General features: G+C 72.9%; 12 protein-coding genes and 1 pseudogene. 9 read left to right on the plus strand and 4 right to left on the minus strand.

The features are described from left to right. The first annotated feature begins 1 nt into the window (after position 1). From OJ997_RS30965 to OJ997_RS30990, 6 genes are all read left to right on the plus strand, one after another. Positions 2-913 (plus strand): hypothetical protein, encoded by a 912-nt coding sequence (locus OJ997_RS30965; RefSeq protein ID WP_270029230.1) that lies wholly within the window; start codon positions 2-4, stop codon positions 911-913. Beyond that, the gene (locus tag OJ997_RS30970; protein WP_270029231.1) at positions 913-1,266 is read left to right on the plus strand and encodes a zinc ribbon domain-containing protein; all 354 of its coding nucleotides are present in this window, start codon (positions 913-915) and stop codon (positions 1,264-1,266) included. The genes OJ997_RS30965 and OJ997_RS30970 overlap by 1 nt, the downstream gene beginning before the upstream one ends. A gap of 242 nt (positions 1,267-1,508) precedes the next feature. Further along, positions 1,509-2,147: a DUF47 domain-containing protein gene (locus tag OJ997_RS30975; RefSeq protein WP_270029232.1), complete on the plus strand. Its 639-nt coding sequence runs from the start codon at positions 1,509-1,511 to the stop codon at positions 2,145-2,147. Between the two features lie 58 nt (positions 2,148-2,205). Then, a complete protein-coding gene (locus tag OJ997_RS30980; protein WP_270029234.1) occupies positions 2,206-2,805 on the plus strand; it encodes a hypothetical protein in 600 nt (199 codons plus the stop codon). A 105-nt stretch (positions 2,806-2,910) separates the two neighbouring features. Further along, positions 2,911-3,234, plus strand: coding sequence for a DMT family transporter (locus OJ997_RS30985; RefSeq protein ID WP_372517954.1), 324 nt, complete (start codon positions 2,911-2,913; stop codon positions 3,232-3,234). Next, positions 3,231-3,767: a TetR/AcrR family transcriptional regulator gene (locus tag OJ997_RS30990; protein ID WP_270029236.1), complete on the plus strand. Its 537-nt coding sequence runs from the start codon at positions 3,231-3,233 to the stop codon at positions 3,765-3,767. The genes OJ997_RS30985 and OJ997_RS30990 overlap by 4 nt, the downstream gene beginning before the upstream one ends. Here the strand turns inward: OJ997_RS30990 and OJ997_RS30995 are convergent. Continuing rightward, positions 3,764-4,297 (minus strand): hypothetical protein, encoded by a 534-nt coding sequence (locus OJ997_RS30995; RefSeq protein ID WP_270029237.1) that lies wholly within the window; start codon positions 4,295-4,297, stop codon positions 3,764-3,766. The genes OJ997_RS30990 and OJ997_RS30995 overlap by 4 nt on opposite strands. 51 nt (positions 4,298-4,348) lie before the next feature. Between OJ997_RS30995 and OJ997_RS31000 the strand changes: the two genes are divergently transcribed. Beyond that, positions 4,349-4,867, plus strand: a complete 519-nt coding sequence (locus tag OJ997_RS31000; protein WP_270029238.1) for a hypothetical protein — start codon at positions 4,349-4,351, stop codon at positions 4,865-4,867. Positions 4,868-4,901: 34 nt separating this feature from the next. Here OJ997_RS31000 and OJ997_RS31005 read toward each other — a convergent pair whose 3' ends face one another. After that, positions 4,902-9,074 (minus strand): family 78 glycoside hydrolase catalytic domain, encoded by a 4,173-nt coding sequence (locus OJ997_RS31005; protein WP_270029239.1) that lies wholly within the window; start codon positions 9,072-9,074, stop codon positions 4,902-4,904. Positions 9,075-9,238: 164 nt separating this feature from the next. Between OJ997_RS31005 and OJ997_RS37940 the strand changes: the two genes are divergently transcribed. Both OJ997_RS37940 and OJ997_RS31015 read left to right on the plus strand, forming a co-directional pair. Continuing rightward, positions 9,239-11,938 carry a helix-turn-helix transcriptional regulator gene (locus OJ997_RS37940; RefSeq protein WP_270029240.1) on the plus strand — a complete coding sequence of 900 codons (2,700 nt, stop codon included), beginning with the start codon at positions 9,239-9,241 and terminating at the stop codon, positions 11,936-11,938. Beyond that, a complete protein-coding gene (locus OJ997_RS31015) occupies positions 11,935-13,140 on the plus strand; it encodes an MFS transporter (protein WP_270029241.1) in 1,206 nt (401 codons plus the stop codon). The genes OJ997_RS37940 and OJ997_RS31015 overlap by 4 nt, the downstream gene beginning before the upstream one ends. Here OJ997_RS31015 and OJ997_RS31020 read toward each other — a convergent pair. Together OJ997_RS31020 and OJ997_RS31025 are read right to left on the minus strand one after the other, a co-directional pair. Beyond that, a complete protein-coding gene (locus OJ997_RS31020; RefSeq protein ID WP_270029242.1) occupies positions 13,123-14,274 on the minus strand; it encodes an ROK family transcriptional regulator in 1,152 nt (383 codons plus the stop codon). The genes OJ997_RS31015 and OJ997_RS31020 overlap by 18 nt on opposite strands. A 112-nt stretch (positions 14,275-14,386) precedes the next feature. Beyond that, a pseudogene (locus tag OJ997_RS31025) lies at positions 14,387-15,120 on the minus strand (hypothetical protein); the annotation flags it as partial.

Genomic DNA, 15,120 nt, shown 5'->3' on the forward strand with positions numbered 1-15,120 from the left:
GATGCACCAGACCGCCCCTCCCCACTCCAACAACGGCACGACCCCCGACTTCTTCGCGGCCCGGCTCGGACCGGACGGCGACTCGTGCGCCGCGTGCGGCGGTGCGCTCGCCGCGGATCAGCGCTACTGCCTGAACTGCGGCGCGCGTCGTGCCGCGACGCGCGTGCCGTTCCCGGAGCCGGCCGTCCTGGTCGAGTCCGGGCCCGCGTCCGCTCCCGCGCCACTCGTGCGGCGGGAGCTCCCGTTCCCGGTGTGGTCCGGGCTCGCGGGTGTCGCCGCGGTCAGCCTCGGCATCCTCGCGGGCATCCTGATCATGAACCAGCGCGGCCCGGAGACGCAGGCCGGCGCGGCGCTCGTCGCCGCCACGCCGACGCCGGTCGTGGCCGCTCCGACGGCCGTCCCGACGGTGGTGGCCACGGCGGAGGCGACGGTCGCGGCCGTCACCGAGTTCACGCCCGACTGGCCCGCCGGCACCGACGGCTGGACGGTGCAGCTGCAGACGCTGCCCAAGGACGGGACGACGCCGCAGGCGATCGCCGACGCGAAGGCCGCGCTGACGGCGCAGGGCGCCGCCGACGTGGGTGCGCTGGACTCCGACGAGTACGCCTCGCTGGACCCGAGCCAGTACGTCCTCTACTCGACCGTGTCGACGAGCAAGGCCGACGCCCAGGGCATCCTCGACGGCATCAAGGCCAACTTCCCGGACGCGAAGGTCGTCGAGGTCTCGGCCGCCGCCGCCGAGCCCGAGGCCACGCCCGAGAAGGAGACGAAGGAGCCCGAGCCGGCGTTCGAGTCGCCCGAGGAGGCGCAGAAGAACATGCGTGAGGCGCCCGACCAGGTCGAGTCCGAGGGCACCCCGCCGCCCGCGGACAACGAGAAGCCCGGCGGCGACAGCGAAGCGACGGAGTTCTGATGCGCGGACGTGACTACGTGGCCGAGCCCAAGCCGCTGCCCCCGGGCGGCGGGCGCTCCGTCACCCCGGACGAGCTGACCGACCGCCGTGCGCGGCTCGAGCGGGAGTTCGCCGAGCTGCAGTTCGACCTCGGCGGGCTCGCCTACGAGATGGCGATCCGCGACCACTGGCGCGTCGACCTGCTCGTCCGCCACGCGGCGCGGCTGCAGACGGTGGACGCCGAGCTCGGCGGCCTCGAGCGGCTCGCCCGGATCGACGAGGGCGGCGCGGCGGGCACCTGCCCGAACTGCGACGCGCTGTACCCGCGCGGGGCGGCGTTCTGCTCGCAGTGCGCGCATCCCTTGATGCGCTAGGCCCCGCGGTAGGGGACCCCCGGGTCCGACGCGGGGAGGAGAGAGAGGTCCGCGCCGGACCCGGGAGGGATGCTGCCTGGCGCGCCACTCCGGCGTGTGCGCCTCCACCAGTGAACCTCGGCCCCTCCACGCGGCGGTGACGAGGTTGTGAAGCCGGCGCATGATCCCCCGGTCGGGGGGTCACCCGTGAAGAGGTTGTGAACGGGTTCGGCAGACGCCTTTTCGCTCTGTACGGTCGATCTGTGCTGTTGCGCCGGACCCGGCCCGACCCGGAGTTGTTGACGTTGTTCGATGAGTCGGGCCGCAATGTGCAGCGGTCCGCTCTGCTGCTGCGCGACCTGCTGTCCGACTATCCGGAGCGCGCGAACCTCGCGCACGACATCGTCCTGTGCGAGCAGGAGGGCGACCGGATCGTCCACGACATCCACCACCGGCTCGCGAAGCGCGGCTCCCGCCGCACGCACCTGGACTCCGCCGACGTGCACGCGCTGGCGGGCGCGCTCGACGACATCGTCGACTTCGCCGAGGAGTGCGCCGACCAGCTGGCCCTCTACGGCGTCGAGGCGCCGATGGAGCAGGCCGAGCTGATGGCCGCCGTGCTCGTCTCCTGCTCCGAGCAGGTCGCCCAGTCCCTGCGCGGCCTGCGCAACGGGCTCGACGTCGGCGCGCAGCTCGTCGAGATCCACCGCCTCGAGAACGAGGGCGACAAGCTCCAGCGCGCCGCGCTCGCCGACCTGTTCGTGGCCGGCATCGACCCGATGATCGTGATCCGCTGGAAGGACATCTTCGACACCCTCGAGTGCGCGATCGACGCGTGCGAGACGGTCGCGAACGTCCTCGAGGGCATGACCCTCAAGCGCGCGAACGGCCGTCACAACTGAGCATCGCTCGACGGGTGTTCGGTTGTACCGCTGAGCGCGGACCGACACAGTGCGGGCCGTGAAGAAGCTGCTTGCCGTCGTTCTTGCGGGGTGCGCGTTCGGCCCCATGGCCGGGTCCGCCATCGCGGCCGACCTCCAAACGTGTCGTTCCGAGTCGAGCACGTCCAGCGCGCCCGACTACAAGCGGGTGGGGCGCGAGGTACGCAAGGCGATCGTGCCCGAGGCCAAGAAGTACCTCGGCACGCAGTACACGGCACAGTGGCTGCAACCGGACGACGCCGGCTGGTACGTCGGTGTCGCGCCCGGCAAGCGCTCGCTCGCGGAGGTTCGCGCGTGGCTGGCCGGTCGGGTCGCCAAGCACTTCAAGGGGCGCGACGCCAAGCTGATCCGTTCTCGCATGCACGTGATCCGCCAGCCCTACGGCAATGCCGAACTCGGCGAGACCGGCAACGCCATCTGGGAGCTCCTCTCGCAGGAAGGCCCGTTCATCAGCTGGGACGGCGGCGAAGGGTGCACGCTCTCGAACGCGTACCGGACGGAGATCTTCCTGTACGAGGACTCCACTGAGGCGGATCTCGAAGAGGTCCGACGGAAGGTCGCCGAGTTCGGCGACCGCGTGCGCGTCACCCGCCTCGACGAGCCGATGGCGAACGGATGATCGCGCTCGTCGTCGGAGTGTTGGCCGCGTCGATTCCAGTCTGAGTCGCACCTGCCGATATACTTGAACGTACTTCCTAGAAGTTTGTTCAAGGAGTTGATGAAGATGGGCTACCTGTTCCTCGCGGGCGCGATCTGCGCCGAAGTCATGGCGACGCTGAGCCTCCGGGCGTCCGAGGGCTTCTCCAAGCTCGGCTTCACCGTGCTCGTCGTCGTGGGCTACATCGTCGCCTTCACGCTGCTGAGCTTCGGGCTGCAGCGCGGGTTGAACCTCGGCATCGCCTACGGCATCTGGGCCGCGGCGGGCGTGGCCGCGGTCGCGATCCTCAGCTGGCCGATCTTCGGCGAGTCGCTGAGCGCGCTCCAGGTCGGCGGCCTCGCGCTGGTCATCGCCGGCGTGTTCGCGCTCGAGCTGGGAGCGGCACATTGACCACCGACGGCCGCAAGGCCCGCGGCGAGGCGCGGCGCCGCCAGCTCGTCGAGGCGACGCTCGCGGTGATCGAGCGCGACGGCCTTGCGGGCCTCACCCACCGCGCCGTCGCCGAGCAGGCGGGCGTGCCGCTCGCGTCCGCGAGCTACCACTTCGCGAGCCTCGACGCGCTCGCCATGACCGCGTTCGACCACGTCACGGACGAGCTGGCCGTCGCGTTCGGGACCGAGGACGAGCCGACGCTCGCGCTCCTCGCCGCCGTCCTGGCCGACGAGGTCGAGCAGCGCCCGGGCCTCTGGCTCGCCGGCTACGAGCTGTACCTCCTGGCGATCCGCAACCCCGAGCTGCGCGCAGGGGCCTGGCGCTGGATGGAGGTGATCGCGGACACGTTCGCGCCCGACCTCACCGGCCCACAGCGCCAGGCGTTCCAGGCCACGGTCGAAGGCATCTGCCTGCACACGCTCCTACGCGAGGAGCCCTACAGCGCGAGCGAGATCGAGACCCTGCTCGCGCTGTCCTGGCCGCGCGCCTAGGTGACGTCCTCGGGCGCCGTCGGCGCGAGCGCGGGCGTGCGCAGGAACGAGAGCGTCGCGTCCATGCGCCGGCCCTGCCCCGGCAACCAGCGCATGGCCTTGGCCCGGCCGCCCGGCGCCTCCACGAGCGCAAGCCGCCGCCGCACCCGTCCGGGTAGCCAGACCTCGGCCTGAGCCCGCACGACCTTGCCGCCCTTGAGCCAGCCGCGCAGGACGTTGCCGCCCGTGAGCATCGCCTCGAGCGTCTCGGCCAGCTCCGTGCTCCAAGCGGGCGCAGCGAGCATGCCGCCCGGCCAGTGCAGCACGACCCGTCGGTCGCTCGCGAGCACCGCCAGACCGGTCCCGTCCTCGGCATGGCGGATCTTCAGGTCCACCGTCGCGCCGTCGGCGTCGTACGTCGTGCTCGTCGCTTCCGGCGGCGCGTACGGCGCGGCCACGCGGCCGAGCACCTCGCGCACCGCCTCGACGACCTCGCGACGCTCGGCCGGCAGCGCGTCCCAGACCTCGTCGACGTCCGCGAAGTAGTGCACGGTCGCGGATGGTAATCCCACAGTGCGATGACGTGGGTAGGGTCCGGCTCGATGCGGGACCCGTACGAGCGACTGCAGACCGCGCTGGCGGGCTGGCGCCTGGAACGGGTGCCGGTGGAGGAGCTCCCGGCGGCGGCGACCGAAGCGCTCATCGATGGCTTCGACCCACCCACCGTGATCGCCCTGGCGGCGATGGAGGGAGCGTCCTGGTCGGAGCTCCGCCCCGTGGCCGAGCCTGTCGTCGCGGAGCTCGGCGGCCCGCTCGATCTCCAGGCGGCACGCGTGCTCGTCGCCGACGCGTGGCTCCACGACGTCGCGGACGGTCGCGTGTGGCCGGCCTGGAGCTCGTGGCTCACGGAGGACCTGCTGGGGGAGCTCGGAGGCGAGTACGAGTGGTTCCGGCTCGCGCTGTACGACCTCGAGTTCTTGGCGGCCATCGACGCCGCGGACGGTCTCGCGGCGGCGGTGCAGACCGTGCGGGCGCGCGCCCTCGTCGTCCTCGCGCGCCCGGTCGCAGAACGGCTCGCGGCGACGCCGGATGCGCCGCCGCTCGTCGACCGCGGCCAGTGAGCGCCGAAGCCGAAGCCCCGGCGCCCGCCCTGCCTTACGGCTGCGTCGTGCTCAACGTGAACGTCAGCGTCTTGCTGTACGTCCCCGTGCGCAGCGGATCGGTCCGCTTGATCAGCTGCTTGAACGTGACGTCGACGTCCTCGTTGGAGGTCGGCGCGGTCCAGGCCGACTTGGAGAACGCCACGCGGAGCGGCTCGGGCAGCGAGAACGCGCCGTTGGTGAGGTGACCGGGGTCACTCACGCTGAGCGCCGCGTTGCCCGCGGTCGAGATGATCGTCGCCTTGGTGGTCGCCGTGTACTCCTTCTCGACGCCTGCCGCGAACGCGCCGAACGTGGCCGGAGCGCCGAGTGACAGCGAGAGCGTCGCCGGCACGCTGCCGGTGACGGTCCCGTCGACGGAGGTCGCGGCGAACTCGCCCGGCCCGGTGCGGAACGCGTAGGAGCCGGAGCCGACCTCGTAGACCACCGACGAGCCCGAGATGCCGACGAGCTTGACGCCCGGCGCCTCGGACGCGATCAGCGGCGTGCCGCTGCCGACCTCGCCGATCTTGGCGGGGTCGGTGGCCGGCACGTGGACGCGGCCCTTCGCGCCCGCCGGGACGGTGACGTTGAGCTGCAGGCCGCCGCTCGTCTTCTTCCACGAGGAGGCGACCTTGCCACGCACCGACTCGTACGAGGCCGAGGCCTGGTTGAGCCGGCCGGAGTCGCCGATCAGCGGCTTGAACTCGATCTCCTCGTACGCGGGCTTCGTCGGCCTCATGCCCACGAGGCCCTCGTAGAACCACTGCCCGATCGAGCCGAACATGTGGTGGTTGCGCGTCCGGGACGACTGCTCCCAGTACTCGCCCAGCGACGTCCAGTTGAGCTCGGTCGCCCAGCGGCCGTACGACGGGTAGGTCGTCTGCTGCGCGATCGTGTAGGCGGCCTTGGCGGCGTCGGCGATACCCTCCTCAGCGGCTTCCTGGAGCACCGGGTAGATCCAGCGGGCGCCCGCGATGCCCGTCATCTGGTGCCCCTCGCGGGTGACCAGCACGTCGTAGACGAGCTTCTCCTGGAGCGCACGACGGCGCTCCGGCGGGACGAGGCCGAAGGCCAGCGGCAGGATCTGCATCGACTGCACGAGCGGCTGCGTCGCGTTCTCGCGGTAGTAGCCGACCGAGGCGTCCCACCACTTGGCGTTGAAGTCGGCCTTGACGTTGTTGTAGAGCGCGTCGAGCTCGCTCGCGTCCTTGCCGAGGGCCCGCGCCGAGTCGCCCGCGATCTTTGCCATGTAGGCGACGTACGCGGTCGAGGACGGGGCGATGATCGTCGGCACGCTGAAGCGCGTGGCGCTGCCGAGCGGCGCGTCGGCGCCGGTCGGGACGCACCAGTCGCCCAGGCCGGAGTTCAGCGTGAACGCGTACTGGTCACCGTCGGACGCGAACCACCGCGTGAGCCAGTTGAGCAGGTACTGGCGCATGCCCGGGTAGGTGCGCGCGAGCGACTGCTTGTCCCCGTAGCGCAGGTAGCCCTCCCACGGCACGACGAACCAGTAGGCGTCCCAGATCGGTGTCGCGGCGGCGTTCGCGGGCTTGAACGCCGGACCGCCCTCGTAGCCGTAGTTCTGCGTGCCGGGCGACACGAGCGGCACCTCACCGCTCGCCCGCTGGTCGTCGACCATGTCGATCGCGGACTTCTCGAAGTGCCGCTCGGTGTCGAACAGCAGCGACGCGGTGGGAGCGCTGAGCTGCGCGTCGCCGGCCCAGCCGTTCTTCTCGTACGTCGGCGTGTCGGTGATGACGCCGGACACGTAGTTCTCGGCGACCGAGGAGCGGATGTTGCGCTCGATCAGGTCGACGAGGTCGCTGGAGGAGTCGAACACGCCGGTCGGCGCCATCGGCTCACGGATCTCCTGCACCGAGTCGACGCTCACGCTGACACCGTCCGGCAGCGCCGTGCCGCCGACGCTGCTCAGCTGCACCCACTGGAAGCCCTTGTAGGTGAAGCGCGGCGTCCAGGTCTGCTTCTGCGGGCCCTTGGAGATGTAGTAGTCCGTCTGGATCTGGCCACCCGGCGCGTAGCCGGAGATGGAGACGAGCCCGTCCGTGCCGAGCTTCTCGGCGTAGCGGATCTGGATCACGGTGCCCGCGGGTGCGCCGGTGACGGACGCCGTCGCCCAGCCGGCGTACTGCTGGCCGGTGTTGTAGAGGATCACGCCGGGGCGCGGCTCGGAGCGGTCGCCCGCCGGGTGGTCGGCGATCAGCGACGTGCGCTCGAGGTTCTGCGCGATCAGGTTGCCGGTGGGGCCGGGCACGGTGCGCGCGTCGGCCCAGCTGGACGCGTCGAAGCCCGGCGCGGCCCAGCCGGCGATCTCCCGCCGCGCGTCATAGGTCTCGCCGAGGTAGTGGTTGTCGTAGCGGATCGGGCCGGCGTCGCTGGTCTTCCACGACGTGTCCGACTTGATCACCTGCTCCGTGCCGTCCGCGTAGGTGACGACGAGGTCGGCCTTCAGCGTCGGGTTCGCACGCCACTCGGCGCTCGACCAGCCCCAGTTGCCGGAGGTCGTCTCGTTGTCGTACTGGCCGCTGCCGAGCTGCGCGGCGATCACGTTCTCGCCCGGCTTGATGAGGCCGGTGACGTCGTCCGTCGTGTAGAGGACGGTCTTGTCGTAGCTCGTGAAGCCCGGGTCCAGGAACGTGCGCTCGGACGTCTTGGTGCCGTTGAGCGTCATGTCGTTCCAGCCGAGGCCGGACGCGTAGACGCGGGCGCGCGTGACCGCGCCGTGCTCGGAGGACACGGTGAACGCCTTGCGCAGGTACGGCGCCGGGCGGATCTCCTTGCAGGTGCCGGAGAGCGTCGCGCCGTTGGACGGGCGGCACCAGTCGGTCGGGAGCGGGCCGACGACGGCGGCGCCGATCGCGTGCGCCTTCGTCAGCGCGGTGGTGAGGGTCAGGCCCGTGCCGGGGGTCGTGATGGTGGCGTTCGCGGCGGCCGCGCTGGTGAGCGCGGGCGTGAACGTGACGCCCGTGCCGAGGCCGCGCGCGGCGGCGCCCTGGGCGTGGGCGGCGCTGAGCGGCGCGCTCAGCGTGATGCCCGTGCCGAGGAGGCGCACGGCGGCACCGTTGGCGTAGGCGGCGGTGGCCGCGCCGGTGAGCGTGACGCCCGAGCCGTCGACGCCGGCCGTGCCGACGGTCGCGACCGTGTACGACTCGCTGCCGAGCAGGACGGTGTCACCCGCGTTCCAGCCCTGGACGCTCGCGACCTTGATCGTCGTGTCGCCGGACGCGACCGCCGCGGCGAGCGTGGTCGCGCGACCCTGCGTGCCGACGGTCGTGACCGTGCGGGTCTCACCGTCGATCAGCGCGGGCGCGCCGGCGACGAAGCCGTTCGTGCTCGTGACCTTGATGTTCGTGGCGCCGGCCGTGGCGGGCGCGAAGAGCGTGGTGGCGGCGCCCGCGGCCGTGCCGACCTCGGAGATCGTGACGGTCTGCGTGCCGATCGTCAGCGGCGCGCCGGACGCGAGGTTCGCGACGCTCGCGACCTTGACGTTGGTGTCGCCGGCCGCGGCGGGAGCCACGATCGTCGTGCTGCCGGCGGTGGTGCCGACGGCGTCGACCGTGACCGACTCGTCCTCGAGCGTGACGGTCTTGCCGGGCGCGAAGCCGGTGACCGAGTTCACGCGCAGGACCTTGTCGCCGATCGCGGCAGCTTGGGAGAGCGTGGCAGAGCCCTGGAGGCAGCAAGCGTCGTCGAGGGCGGCCTGCGCGTTGGTGAGGTGCGCGAGCGTGCGTGCCGGGCCGCTGATCCACGTGCCCTTCCACTCGGCGGGCGTGAGGTACGCGGTCTCGAACCAGGTCGCGGGCGACCAGTCCGAGCCGGCGGCCTTGACGCTCCAGAAGTAGCGCGTGCGGGAGGCCAGCGCGGGTCCGGCGTAGTCGATCACCTGAGCGCTGCCGGCGACCGTGCCGGAGTCCCACACGTCGCCCGTGCCGGCGGCGGCCTTCGCGGCCGTGGTGGCGACCACGACGCGATAGCTGTCCTGCTTGACCCCGCGGTCGGTGCTCTCGAGCTTCCACCGCAGCTGCGGCGTCGCGTCGTCGATGCCCAGCGGCGTTGGCGCAGCGTTGGTCTCCAATCCGGTGACCTGCACGCCCGCCCCGTACGCGGGGGCGACCGCCGTCATGGCAAACGCGGCGCACGCCGCGACGGCCATTCTCCTCGCTCTCATTGCTCTCCTCGCTCGTATTTGATCGGTTAGAGGCCGGACCCCAGGCCAACCGATCGAACCGGAACGTGTATCTACCGGTACAAGCGAAACCGCGCATCCATGATTCCCCCACACTTTCGGGGGCTCGCATAGGGGTTGCCGCGTAAGGGATAGTTCGCGCTGCAGTGGTCGATTTCGTGGGGAGAGAGGCGGAATTGCGGGCGCTCGGCGCTGCCCTGGCCGCCGCCTGCCCGCGGGTCCTGCTGGTCGAGGGCGCGGCGGGTGCCGGGAAGACCGCGTTGCTCGACCGGTTCGTGGCCGGGGCCACCACACGCGTCGTGCGGGTGAACGGCGAGCTGAGCGAGCGCGCGGTCGCGTTGGGCGTCGTGGACCAGCTGCTGCGCCGTGCGGGGAGTGGCTCCGTGCTGCTCGACGTGCTGTGCGCGGAGCCCACCGTGCTCGTGGTCGACGACGCGCAGTGGGTCGATGCGGAGTCGCTCGACGCGCTCGTGTTCGCGCTGCGCCGGCTAGTGGCCGAGCCCGTACTGACGATCGTGTGCGCACGACCGGGCGCGCCGCTCGCGGGCCTCGCGCGGCTGTTCGACACGCGGCTGGCGCTGACGCCGTTCACGCAGGCGGAGGTGCGCGCGTTGACGGGCCTGCCCGACGGCGCGGCCCGCCGTCTGTGGGAGCACACGGGCGGCCTGCCCGGCCCGGTCACCGCGCTGGCGCACGCCGTCCCGGCCGACCCCGAGTCGCCGCTTCCCGCGCCGCCCGCGACGCTCGCGGAAGCCGCCTGCGCACTGCGCGCGTGCGACGCCGACACCCGCGCGCTGGTGGAGGCCGCGGCGGTCCTGGGCAGCGGCTGCCGCCTGGCCGACGCCGCCGCCCTGGCCCACACCGAACATGAAGAGGGACTGTCCCCCTCTATGTTCGCCGGGCCGGCCGAGCAGACCGAGACCGGCGCCGAACCCGCCGGTGTGGCCAAAACCGCGGCGGCGAAATCTAAAGAGGGACTGTCCCTCTTTAGAAACGGGGACCGCGCGCTGGTCGCGCTCGAGGCCGCCGCCGAGGCCGGGCTCGTTGTCGCCGGTCGTGCACGCGGGTTGCCCGTGGTGGTGTTCGACCCGCCGATGGTCGCGGCCGCGGTGCTCGCGCAGGTCGGGCCCGCGCGGGTCGCCGCGCTACACCGGCACGCCGCCGCGCGCGTCGAAGACGAGGCCGTCGCGCTGCACCATCTCGCGGCCGCCGCGGCCGGGCCCGACGACGCGCTCGCGCGACGGCTCGACGACTTCGCGCGCCACCGGCGGGAGCGGCCCGACGCGGCGTCCGCGCTGCTCGCCGCGTCGCGACTCTCCACGACCGCCGCCGAGCGCGAGGACCGGCTGCTGCGCGCCGTCGACTGGATGCTGCTCGCGGGTGAGGTGGCGTGGGCGCGGGTGCACGCGGAGGACGTCGCGCGCTGCGCCGTCAGCGCGCGACGCGAGAGCATCCTCGGGCAGCTGGCGGTCGCCGGCGACCGGGTGCGCGAGGCGGGTGACCGGCTCGCGGTCGCGTGGGAGCGCTGCGACCCGGACCTGGAGCCCGAGGTCGCGGCGACGATCGCGCATCGCAACGCGTTCCTCGCGCTCGTGCACCTCAAGGACACCGAGGTCGCCGACTGGGCCCAGCGCGCGCTGCGGCTCGCGCCGCACGACCGGCTCTCGGTCGAGTGGACCGCCACCCTCGCGCTCGCGCTGTGGCGCCAGGGCCGGCGCGAAGACGCCTACGCCACGCTCGAGCGCGCGATGGTCAAGGACCGCGAGCGCGACGCGCAGCTGACGGGCATGCGCGCGTGGCTGAAGATGGCGGGCGGCGACGTCGGCCAGCGCACACGCGACGACCTCGCCGCCGCGGCCGAGACCGAGCTCAAGCTCGGGGCGCTGGAGATCGGCGTCGTGCACCTGAACGTGCTCGTCCGCGCGCACTTCGCGGCGGGCGCGTGGGACGACGCCACCACGGTCGCCGAACGCGCGATCGCGCTCGGCTCGGAGCTCGAGGACGTCTCCGCGCGCGTGTTCGTGTGGTGGGCGGCGGAGCTCGTCCCAGGCGCGCGCGGCGACTGGACCACGCTCGACGCCCTCGCCGCCCGCGCCGAGTCCGAGCCGACCGACGCGCCCGACCGCGTGCTCGCCGTCGGCGTCGCGCGGGCACTCAAGCATCACCCGCGCGGTGACGCGCCGCCCGTGCTCGAAGCGCTCGAGCCCGTCGCGAACCTCACCCCCAACGGCGCCATCGACGAGCCCGGCTTCTGGCCGTGGCAGCACCTGTACGCGGACGCGCTGATCGCCTGCGGGCGGCTCGCCGACGCCGACCGCTTCCTCGCCCGCCACGAAACCCTTGCCGCCGCGCGCGATCACCACCCTGCGACCGCCCGCCTGGCCATCAGCCGCGGCCGCCTGGAGTCCGCCAACGGCGACCGCGACGCCGCCGAATGCGCGTTCACCCAGGCCGTCGAGCTGACCGAGCCGCTCGACCGCCCGTACGAGCTCGCCCACGCGCGCCTCGCGCTCGGCCAGTTCCTGCGCCGCGAACGCCGGCGCCGCAGCGCGGCCGACCTGATGCTCTCCGCGCGGGAGACGTTCGCAGCGCTCAACGCCGCCCCCGCCGTCGCCCGCTGCGACCGCGAGCTCGGCGCGTCCGGCCTGCGCCCCTACCGGCGCGAGGACGTCGGCGCGCTCACGCCGCAGGAGATCACGGTCGCCGAGCTCGTCGCCTCCGGGCATTCCAACCGCGAGGTCGCCACCGACCTGCAGCTCTCCGTCAAGACGGTCGAGGTCCACCTCACCCGCATCTACGCCAAGCTCGGCATCTCGTCGCGCGGCCAGCTCGCCTCGCGCCTGTGAAGAGCCCCTGGCGGACCACGCTGCTCGCGGGCTCCGCGAGCTACCTCGACGCCGGGTCGATCGTCGCCGGCGCCGTCGGCCTGCCGCTGTGGACGGAGCACTTCGGCTTCGGCACGACGTTCGTCGGCCTGATCGGCGCGTTCAGCTCCAACGCCATCTCCGCGGGCGTCGGCGCGCTCGCCGGCGGCTGGCTGTGCGACAAGCTCGGCCGCCGCCGCGTCTACCAGTGGGACCTGCTGCTGTACGCGTTCGGCCTGCTCTGCATCATCTTCGCGACCGAGCCGTGGATGCTCGTGTTCGGGTACGTGTTCACCGGCCTCGCGGTCGGCGTGGACGTCCCCGCGAGCTGGACGCTGATCGCCGAGGCCGCGCCGAAGGGCGCGCACGGAAGACACGGCGCGACCGCGCAGATCATGTGGCTCACCGGCCCGCTCGTCGTGCTGCTCCTCGGCCTCGCCCTCGCGGACACCGGCCTGCTCGGCGTGCGGCTGATCTTCGCCCACCTGCTCGTGCTGTCGCTGATCGTCTGGTACCTGCGACGCGGCCTGCGCGAGAGCCCGCTGTGGGAGGAGCAGGCGCCGCACGCGCACATCACGCTCGCCAACTTCAAGCTGCTGACGACCAAGCCGTTCCTGAAGCCGCTCGTGATGCTCACCGCGATGTACGGCCTGTGGAACCTGCACGCGGGCACGAGCGGCTTCTACCTCCCGTACATCCTCACCACGGTCGGCGCGCAGACCCAGGCCGCGAGCGTCGCCCTCAACGCGCTGCTGTTCGTCCTCGGTGGGTTGAGCGTGTGGCTGGTGTTCATGCCGCGCGCCGACCGCGGCGCCCGCACGCCGCTGTTCGCGACGGCCGCGGTGGCCCAGATCGCGGCCGTGCTGCTGCTCGCGGTCTTCCCACTCACCACCGGCGTCGCGGTCGCCTACGTCCTGCTGAGCGGGGCCTGCGGCGGCTTCGGCCAGCAGCAGTTCTTCCAGCTCTGGAGCGCCGAGGCCTTCCCGACGCTGCTGCGTGCCACCGCGCTCGGCCTGATGTTCGCGATCGTGCGGATCGCGCTCGGCGGCTGGAGCCTCTTCCTCCCCACGTTCCTGGACGCGGGCTTCCACGGCGTCGCGTGGACGCTGATCGCGTTCCTCAGCGCGAGCGCGCTCGTCGGCCTCGCCTACGCGCGGCGCGTGGCCTCAAGAAGCGTGCGCTAGGCGCGAGGCCAGAGCCTCGGGCGCCTTCGACAACTGCACCGCCGCCGCGCCGAGCACTTCCGCGTGCTCGTCGAGCGTGCCGCGGATCACCCGGACGGCGCGGGCCGCGGGCGGCACCGCACGCAGCTCGACCGCCTCGCGGATCGGGTCCAGTAGCACGTCGCCGGCGGCCGCGAGCTCGCCGCCGATGATCACGAGCTCCGGGTTGAGCAGGTTCACGACCGACGCGACCGCCCGGCCGACGGCCAGCCCGGTGTCGGCAAAGGCGCGACGCGCGGCGCGGTCGCCCTCCTCGAGCAGCTCGAGCAGCCGCGCGAACGTGATCGTCTCGCCACGGCTGCGACCGAGCAGGTCCGCGACGGCGAACGGCGTCGCGAGCGTCTCCAGACAGCCGCGGTTGCCGCAGCGGCAGATGAGCCCGTCCTCGACCACGGGCGTGTGCCCGACCTCGCCCGCGATCCCGCTGACGCCGCCGTAGGCCTCGCCGTTGAGGATCATCCCGAGGCCGACGCCCGCGGAGAGGCGCAGGTAGACCATGTCGGGGACGCCGCGGCCCGCGCCGAACAGGTGCTCACCCATGGCGCCGGCGTTGGCGTCGTTCTCGACCTGGACCGGGATCCCGAGCCGCCGCTCGAGCTCCGCCGCGGGCTGCACCCCGTCCCAGCCGGGCAGGATGCCCTCCGCATGGATGAGCCCGGTCGCGCCGTCGACGGGCACGGACAGCCCCGCGCCGACGCCGACCACGTAGGACGGGGGCACACCCGCCTGCTTGAGCGCCGCCGTCGTGAGCCGCTGCGCGAGGTCGAACGCGCTCGCCGGGTCCGTGTCCGTCCCGGTGACCGACCACTGGTCGCCGACGATGTGCCCGCTCAGGTCGCAGACCGCGCTGCGGATGTGCCGGTGGCCGAAGTCCAGCCCGACCGCGTACGCAGCGCTCGGCGCGAGCGACACCTGCAGCGGCGGCCGGCCGATCGCGGGCGGCCGATCGTCCTCGCCCTCGTGCCGCCCCTGCTCGACCATGCCAGCGACCTCGAGCTCGTTGAGCAGCGCCGTCACGGTCGCGCGCGAGAGCCCGAGCGAGCGCCCGAGGTCGGCGCGGCTCCGCGCCGGATGGCGCAACAGCGCCTGCAGCATGCGCACCCGGTTGGCGTGCCGGACGCTAGGGCCTGGTGACTCGTTTAAGCTCAAGTGGGGACAAAAGTAGCGTTCCTGACCGCGGAGAGATGCTCAGGCCGCTACGTAAGAGTTACGTGAGAGGCACCTTAATGCGCACCTCGCGTCCCTTTCCGCCGGGGCCGGTCGGCGACAGGAGGATCCGAACGTACCGCGCGCGGGCGGCGTTCTCCAGCCGCACGCTGAAGGAGCGGCCGGTCAGGTGCTTGGGCGCCCCGGAGGTGACGACTTCCGACTCGCGCCCCGGACCGCGCTGGCCCGCCACCACGAAGTAGGCGTCCCGCACCGGGCCGTCCGTCCGCCAGCGCACGACGACGTCGTCGCCGTCACGGCGGGCCCGCGCATCGAGGATCCGCGGGGTGCGCGGCGCGGGCAACCGCCGCAGCGCCACCGTGACCGCCTGGCGCTGGACGTTGCGCGAGCCGGGCGCGGACGTGCGCAGCGTGAGCCGCAGCTTGCCGTTGCGGGGCACGAGCGGCTTGCTCAGGAGCGGCGAGATCCGCAGTCGCACCACGCCGGCGTTCGCGCGGGAAGCCGTGGCGTCGGACTCCGGCGGGGCGCCGGGAACGATCGCGCGCACGTCGCACGCCGCGCTGCAGCGCACGGGCAGCACGAGCGTCTGCGCGGGACGCAGCGCACGCCGCTCGGGCGCGCGGACGGTGACGCGCGGCGCGACGGGCTCGGCCGGCGGCGCGACGCCCTCGAGCGCGAGGTGCAGGCGGCCGTCCGCGGTCGGGAGCGTGAAGGCGGCCTCGTCGCCCGCGCCGACCGGGGAGGTCGGCTCGGAGCCAGCAGCGGCCCGGACGG

This window comes from Solirubrobacter phytolaccae (assembly GCF_027587195.1).
Taxonomy (GTDB): Bacteria; Actinomycetota; Thermoleophilia; order Solirubrobacterales; family Solirubrobacteraceae; genus Solirubrobacter; species Solirubrobacter phytolaccae.